This is a genomic window from uncultured Rothia sp., from assembly GCF_916049665.1.
Classification (GTDB): domain Bacteria; phylum Actinomycetota; class Actinomycetes; order Actinomycetales; family Micrococcaceae; genus Rothia.
The window spans coordinates 21,898-28,585 of sequence record NZ_CAJZIE010000023.1; the positions used below are offsets into that span (position 1 = coordinate 21,898).

The following is a 6,688-nucleotide window of genomic DNA, read 5'->3' on the forward strand; positions in this document are numbered from 1 at the left end:
GAGTAGAGACGAGAGAAATTCCCCGCGTCAATGATGCGTGTGCGCCGGGTGCGAGAGACCCCTATCGCACCGTACCGGCCGCATGGGGGAACCTCCTCTAATGACCAGGCCGAGTGCACCAGTACTCGGCACCACTTCGAAGAAGAAGGACACCTGTGGACCTTTTCGAATACCAGGCGCGCGAGCTCTTCGCAAAGCACGGTGTACCCGTGCTCAAGGGCATTGTTGCGACCACCCCTGAAGAAGCAAAGGCAGCAGCTGAGGAAATTGGCGGCCTGACCGTCATTAAGGCTCAGGTTAAGACCGGCGGCCGCGGTAAGGCTGGCGGCGTTAAGCTCGCAAAGTCCCCCGAAGAAGCTTACGAGCACGCTAAGGCAATTCTCGGCATGGACATCAAGGGCCACACCGTTCACCGCGTGCTGGTCGCTGACGGCGCAGACATCGCCGAAGAATACTACTTCTCCCTCCTGCTGGACCGCGCAAACCGCTCCTACCTGGCAATGTGCTCGGTAGAAGGCGGTATGGAAATTGAGCAGCTCGCTGCTGAGCGCCCCGAGGCACTGGCAAAGATTGAGGTTGACCCGCTGGTCGGCCTGGACCAGGCTAAGGCTGAAGAAATTGCTAAGGCAGCAGGTTTCTCCGCAGAACTGCAGGAGAAGGTTGTTCCCGTTCTCGTCAAGCTGGGCGAAGTCTACACTAAGGAAGACGCAACCCTGGTTGAGGTTAACCCCCTCGTTCTGACCCCCGAGGGCACCATCCTCGCCCTGGACGGCAAGGTCTCCCTGGACGACAACGCAGAATTCCGCCAGCCCGAGCACGAGGCTCTCGTGGACAAGTCCGCTGAGAACCCGCTGGAAGCTAAGGCAAAGCAGTTCGACCTGAACTACGTGAAGCTGGACGGCGAGGTCGGCATCGTTGGTAACGGTGCAGGTCTGGTTATGTCCACCCTGGACGTCGTTGCATACGCTGGTGAGAACCACGGCAACGTCAAGCCCGCAAACTTCCTTGATATTGGTGGCGGCGCGTCCGCTGAGGTTATGGCTGCCGGCCTGGAAATCATTCTGGGCGACGAGCAGGTCAAGAGCGTTTTCGTGAACGTCTTCGGCGGCATCACCGCATGTGACGCAGTGGCAGACGGCATCGTGAAGGCTCTGGAGATTCTGGGCGACGCAGCAACCAAGCCCCTGGTTGTGCGCCTGGACGGCAACAACGTTGCTGAGGGTCGCCGCATCCTCTCCGAGGCGAACCACCCGCTGGTTGTTCTGGCTGAGACCATGGACTCCGGCGCTGACAAGGCAGCAGAGCTCGCTCACAAGGCGTAATCGCCAGCAAAGGATTTCAAGGAAGTAATATGTCTATCTTTGTGAACAAGGACTCCAAGGTCATCGTTCAGGGCATCACCGGTGGCGAGGGTACCAAGCACACCGCACGCATGCTCGCAGCAGGCACCAACATTGTGGGCGGCGTGAACGCTCGCAAGGCTGGCACCACCGTCACCCACAAGGCGAAGGACGGCTCCGACATCGAGCTGAACGTGTTCGGTTCCGTAGCTGAGGCTATGGAGAAGACCGGCGCGAACGTCTCCATCGTCTTCGTTCCCCCGGCCTTCACCAAGGCAGCAGTTCTCGAGGCTATCGAGGCTAAGATCGGTCTCGTCGTCGTCATCACCGAGGGCGTTCCGGTTCAGGACTCCGCAGAGTTCTGGGCAGCCGCTAAGGCATCCGTGGACGAGAACGGCAAGCAGATCACCCGCATCATCGGCCCCAACTGCCCCGGCATCATCTCCCCCGAGGAGTGCCTGGTTGGTATTATCCCGGCGAACATCACCGGCAAGGGCAAGATCGGTCTGGTCTCCAAGTCCGGTACCCTGACCTACCAGCTGATGTACGAACTGTCCGACATTGGTTTCACCACCGCTATCGGTATTGGTGGCGACCCCATCATCGGCACCACCCACATCGACGCTCTGGAAGCTTTCGAAGCTGACCCCGAAACCGAAGCAATCGTCATGATTGGTGAGATCGGTGGTGACGCTGAGGAGCGTGCTGCAGAGTACATCAAGGCAAACGTGACCAAGCCCGTCGTTGGTTACATTGCAGGCTTCACCGCTCCTGAGGGTAAGACCATGGGCCACGCAGGCGCTATTGTCTCCGGTTCCTCCGGTACCGCTCAGGCGAAGAAGGAAGCTCTGGAAGCAGCAGGCGTGAAGGTCGGTAAGACCCCCTCCGAGGCTGCAAACCTGATGCGCGAAATCTTCGCAGCGAAGTAAACAGCATAGTATTGCGGCAGATGCCGGTAGTCCATGAGGCTACCGGCATCTGTGCTTTTAACGCCCCGCTACCGCCCGCAAATATTGCACTAGAAAGTAAGATTGTGCACACAGTGCCACAAAAATATGTAAGTATAACCAGAACCTTTGTATACTGGAGGACATTGAGCCTAGTCAGAACCATTCTGAGCGGCTCCAAGAAACACCAAACACTCACAGGAGATCACCACACTCATGACCCAGCCCATCTCTCGCCGCGCCATCGCCAAGGCAGGCGTCTGGTCCGCACCCGTCGTCGCAGCCTCCGCAGCCGTTCCCGCATACGCCGCATCCAAGGAAACCCCCGGCGTACAGTACGGCGTGTACGTCAGCGTGCAGAACAACGGCGGCTACGTCGGCTACGCATCCTCCAACAACACCGGCACCATCAACCCGGCAACCCCCGAGGCGCACTTCACCGCCTCCGGCACCCCCGACTCCGACATCAACTGGGACGACGCAACCTCCAAGCCCAAGAGCGCAACCTACGTCAACGGCGAAGGCAAGTTCACCCCCGTCACCAACTCCCAGACCGGCGCAAACGGCGCGTACATGTCCTCCAGCGGCTTCTGGTGGTCCGTACCGACCAAGGACACCGCAACCGGCACCGGCTACATCCCCGGAAGCAGCGTCACCCTCGCAGCGGGCGCGACCTTCGTAACCGAGGTTGAGTACACCGTCTCCGCCAGTGCCCAGTCGCTCCTTAAGTTCGGTAAGATCAACGGCCAGGCATGGGCCCCCTCCGGCCGCAAGCTGACCGGTAAGACCACCGAACTGGTAGCCTCCGCAGGCCAGGCAAAGTACCTGTCCGTCGCGCAGACCGCCGGCACCTGGACCGCAGAAGTACCGACCGTCACCAAAAACTCTGACGGCACCTACACCTTCAAGGGTCGTATCGTCTACACCACCAGCAAGGCGTACACCATGAAGCAGTCCGGCACCAAGTACTACAGCCAGACTAACTTCATGCCGGCGCAGCTGCGCTTCCCGGCAAACGACGGCTGGGTTTCGTACAAGCAGACCTCCACCGTGCAGGTCGCAAACCTGACCTACTCCGGCAACGGTGCGACCGGCTCGGAGAGCGTTTCCGGTCAGGCCACCACCGCGGAGATTCACCCGTAATAGATCAACCCCTCATACGGGCTAAGAGCATGTAGAAAACCCCCGGCGGATAACTCACCCGCCGGGGTTTTCTATGCCCAGGATGCAGGCCTCACGGGAGAGCGAAGAGCATGCCGTAATGGCTATATAGACTTGTCTAAAGCGTATTCAGGAATTGGAATTAGCCGACCGTCGTGCCGAAGGCCAGACCCAGCAGGTAGGTCACAAACGCCGCGCCGAAGCCAATTAGAATCTGGCGAATACCGCGCTTGAGCGGGGAAGCGCCCGAAAGCAGACCCACCACGCCGCCGGTGAAGCCCAGCGCCGCACCCACAAACAGCAGAGACAGCACCATCGCGAATACACCCGACAAGCCAAAGATATAGGGCAGAATCGGAACCAGTGCACCCGAAGCAAAGAACGCAAACGAAGCAGCGGCGGCACCAATATCGGTACCCAAAGCCACGTTCTCCTCACGATCCTCATCCTCGCGGTGAGACAGCGACGGATCGCAGTCACAATCCATGTAGCCGAAACGCTCCATCGCACGGTGATGAGCCGCCTCCGGATCCATACCGCGGGCACGGTAAATGAGCTCCAGCTCGTTCGAGTCCAAATCCAAATCGTGTGCAACACGCAGGGTCACCTGGGTCGGCTGGGATGCATCCAGCAGCTCACGCTGAGAACGCACCGACACGAACTCGCCAGCAGCCATCGACAGCGCACCCGCCAGCAGGCCTGCAATACCCGAGAGTAGAACCATCGAGCTGGACGCACCCGAGGCGGTAATACCCATAATCAGCGCCAGGTTTGACACCAAACCGTCGTTAGCGCCAAAGACCGCCGCACGGAAATTACCCGAGAGTTTCTCGCGGCCGCTGGTCGCCAGGGCGCGAATAATCTCCTCGTGAATTGCCTCGTCAGCCGCCATTTCCTCGGTGGCGTCCGGGTCCTCAGCGTAAGGGGAGCGAGACTCCGCGCGCTGCGCCATCGCCAGAATAAACACCGAACCGAAATTCTTCGCCAAGAACTGCAGAAGCAGAGACTGTAGGGACGGGCGCACGTGCACATCCGCGTGCTCGCCGAGCATGTCACGCCAATGCTGCTGGTGACGCTTCTCCGCCTCGGCAACCTGCAGCAAGATTTCGCGGTCGGTACCCTCGGCGCGGCGAGCCAGGTAGCGGTAGATACGCGCCTCCGACTCTTCATCAGCTAGGTAGCGGCGCCAACGCTTAATCTGCGCGGGCGTAGGGTCGGTGACCGCGCTGTGGCGGGTCGGCTGGTGCTCGCCTTGGAGCATCTCGGTCTCTTCGCCGTGCTCGTAGGGTGCGTGCGTGCTCATATCTCTCTTTCCGCCGGTGCGGGGCGCGCCGGGCAGCTCCCGGGCGCTCAATCATGCGTTCGATCTGTGTGTTCTGTGTTGACCAGTGAACCACTGTAGAGCACTCCGAACAGAAAATCTAGGACGGCCTAACCCGGTGTTGAAGTTCGCCTCAACGTACTTTGTGATGCCGAGCGGACGAGGAGTAAAAGATTGAGCCGCGTAGGAATGGAGAGCGAGGGGCGGCGCAGATTCGCGCATAAAAAGCCGGGCGGGTGCACCCTCCGTAAAAAAGGAGAGCGCACCCGCCCGGCTCGTGACTCTAAAATCTAGCGCCTATACGGCTTGCCGCCCGAGTGGACTGCAGTTTAGATGCTACGACTTAGATAGTTGCGGCTTAGATGTTGCCTTCGCCGTTCTCCAGGAACGCGCGGATGAACCACTGGAACTTCTCCAGCTCAGCGGTCTGACCGATCAGCAGGTCCTCGGTGACGGGATCGGACTCGCCAGCGAAAGCAATCGCCTTGCGGTGGTCCTCAATCACGCGGGTGTAGACGTCGTTCAGGGCGTGCAGGTGGTCGGCAACGCGTGCGCGGCCGACGGGGTAGTCCTCGACGGAGCGCTGTGCGACCAGTGCGCCAGCCAGGCCGTTGGGGGTTGCGCCCAGGGTTGCCATACGCTCTGCGATGGCGTCGACGAACTCGCGGACGGTGTCGACCTGGGGGTCAATCATTTCGTGAACGGCGATGAAGCCGGGGCCGGTCACGTTCCAGTGGGCGTGCTTCAGCAGCAGGTGCAGGTCGTTGAGGTCGTGCAGACGTGCCTGGAGAACCTCGGAAATGCCCTTGCCTTCTTCGAGGGTCAGGCCGGGTGCGGTGTAGTTTGCGAATGCCATGATGGTCTCCTTCTTGATGCTGTGATGTTTTTGGTTCGGTGGGGTTTGTGTGCCCCGCCGAATCGTTATTATGAGTAAATCATTTTAAGAATCCATTGTCAAGGTTATTCTGAGTAATTCGTAATAAATTGTCATCTGCGTGTCGCGCTGTGTCCAAAAGCCAACACCCAAAGCCCCTGCCTAAAAGCCATACCCAAGCGCCCGCATAGCTCCCCATTTAGGCATGCACAAAGGGTGGGATGCGTGGTGTCTCATCTCGCGCATCCCACCCTTTATTGGTGAAGCGTATTCAGTTTTCTACGGAGCTTTCAGCCCGCGAACTACGCGGCTACGCCAGCGCGCGAACCGCCTCCAGGGTCAGCTCCTCATGCTTGAAGCGTGCGGTGCCCAGTTCTGCCGGAACCTCCAGCTCACCCGGCACAACAATCACGCGCATGCCTGCCGCGGTCGCGCTACGCACACCCGAAGGGGAGTCCTCAATCGCCACACACTGGGTCGGGTCAACGCCCAGGCGCTCCGCCGCCAAAAGGTACGGCTGCGGGTCCGGCTTGGGGTGAGTGGTCTCATCGTTACCGATAATGACCGAGAACGTGCCTTCGGGAGCCGCGTTTGCGGTGCGGCGAGCTACGGAAGTGGTCGCATTGGTGACGACGGCCGCCGGAATCTGCGCCTCGCGAACCTCCGCAAGGAAACGTTCAATACCGGGCAGGAACTCTACCGGCTGGTGCGCCAGAGCATCGTGCACCTTCGCCACAAGACGTTCATTAATCTCTTCGTCCGGCAGGTCCACGCCGCGCTCGCGCAGGCGATCCAGAGTGAACTGCATGGACAGACCCAGACAATCGAGGGTGTCCTGCTCGGTCCACGTGCCACCAAAATCTGCGGCAAGAGCAACCTTAGCGGCAGCCCATACGGGTTCGGTGTCAACCAGGGTTCCGTCGTGGTCGAAGAGAATGGCGGCGGGGAAGGTGTTCGTAGTCGTCATGCCATTAAGCCTACCGGTTTATTTCTGGGGCGACCGCAGGACAGCATCCCCAATCGTCACCAAAAAATCTGTGCCCGC

At 59.9% G+C, this 6,688-nt stretch carries 6 protein-coding genes; 3 read left to right on the forward strand and 3 right to left on the reverse strand.

Annotated features, from left to right (window positions below; translation table 11 throughout):
- The first annotated feature begins 155 nt into the window (after nucleotides 1-155).
- The 3 genes from sucC to QZ540_RS03615 all read left to right on the forward strand — a co-directional run bounded on the left by sucC (nucleotide 156) and on the right by QZ540_RS03615 (nucleotide 3,430).
- Nucleotides 156-1,322, forward strand: a complete 1,167-nt coding sequence (sucC, locus tag QZ540_RS03605; RefSeq protein ID WP_005504561.1) for an ADP-forming succinate--CoA ligase subunit beta — start codon at nucleotides 156-158, stop codon at nucleotides 1,320-1,322.
- 29 nt (nucleotides 1,323-1,351) lie between these two features.
- The gene (sucD, locus tag QZ540_RS03610) at nucleotides 1,352-2,269 is read left to right on the forward strand and encodes a succinate--CoA ligase subunit alpha (protein ID WP_005504562.1); all 918 of its coding nucleotides are present in this window, start codon (nucleotides 1,352-1,354) and stop codon (nucleotides 2,267-2,269) included.
- Nucleotides 2,270-2,503: 234 nt separating this feature from the next.
- Nucleotides 2,504-3,430: an amino acid oxidase gene (locus QZ540_RS03615; protein ID WP_294627812.1), complete on the forward strand. Its 927-nt coding sequence runs from the start codon at nucleotides 2,504-2,506 to the stop codon at nucleotides 3,428-3,430.
- A 160-nt stretch (nucleotides 3,431-3,590) separates the two neighbouring features.
- Here the strand turns inward: QZ540_RS03615 and QZ540_RS03620 are convergent, their stop codons facing one another.
- The 3 genes from QZ540_RS03620 to QZ540_RS03630 form a co-directional block, all read right to left on the reverse strand.
- Nucleotides 3,591-4,709 carry a VIT1/CCC1 family protein gene (locus tag QZ540_RS03620; RefSeq protein WP_294627818.1) on the reverse strand — a complete coding sequence of 373 codons (1,119 nt, stop codon included), beginning with the start codon at nucleotides 4,707-4,709 and terminating at the stop codon, nucleotides 3,591-3,593.
- A gap of 418 nt (nucleotides 4,710-5,127) precedes the next feature.
- Entirely contained in the window at nucleotides 5,128-5,625 is a 498-nt protein-coding gene (gene dps, locus QZ540_RS03625) for a DNA starvation/stationary phase protection protein Dps (protein ID WP_294627814.1), read from the reverse strand.
- 328 nt (nucleotides 5,626-5,953) lie between these two features.
- Entirely contained in the window at nucleotides 5,954-6,610 is a 657-nt protein-coding gene (locus QZ540_RS03630) for an HAD family phosphatase (protein WP_294627816.1), read from the reverse strand.
- Nucleotides 6,611-6,688: the final 78 nt, after the last annotated feature.

What these genes read in the sequence shown, in the direction of transcription:
- QZ540_RS03630 (WP_294627816.1), bottom strand. Translation starts at nt 6,610, where the DNA reads ATGACGACTACGAACACCTTCCCCGCCGCCATTCTCTTCGACCACGAC.
- dps (WP_294627814.1), bottom strand. Translation starts at nt 5,625, where the DNA reads ATGGCATTCGCAAACTACACCGCACCCGGCCTGACCCTCGAAGAAGGC.
- sucD (WP_005504562.1), top strand. Translation starts at nt 1,352, where the DNA reads ATGTCTATCTTTGTGAACAAGGACTCCAAGGTCATCGTTCAGGGCATC.
- QZ540_RS03620 (WP_294627818.1), bottom strand. Translation starts at nt 4,709, where the DNA reads ATGCTCCAAGGCGAGCACCAGCCGACCCGCCACAGCGCGGTCACCGAC.
- QZ540_RS03615 (WP_294627812.1), top strand. Translation starts at nt 2,504, where the DNA reads ATGACCCAGCCCATCTCTCGCCGCGCCATCGCCAAGGCAGGCGTCTGG.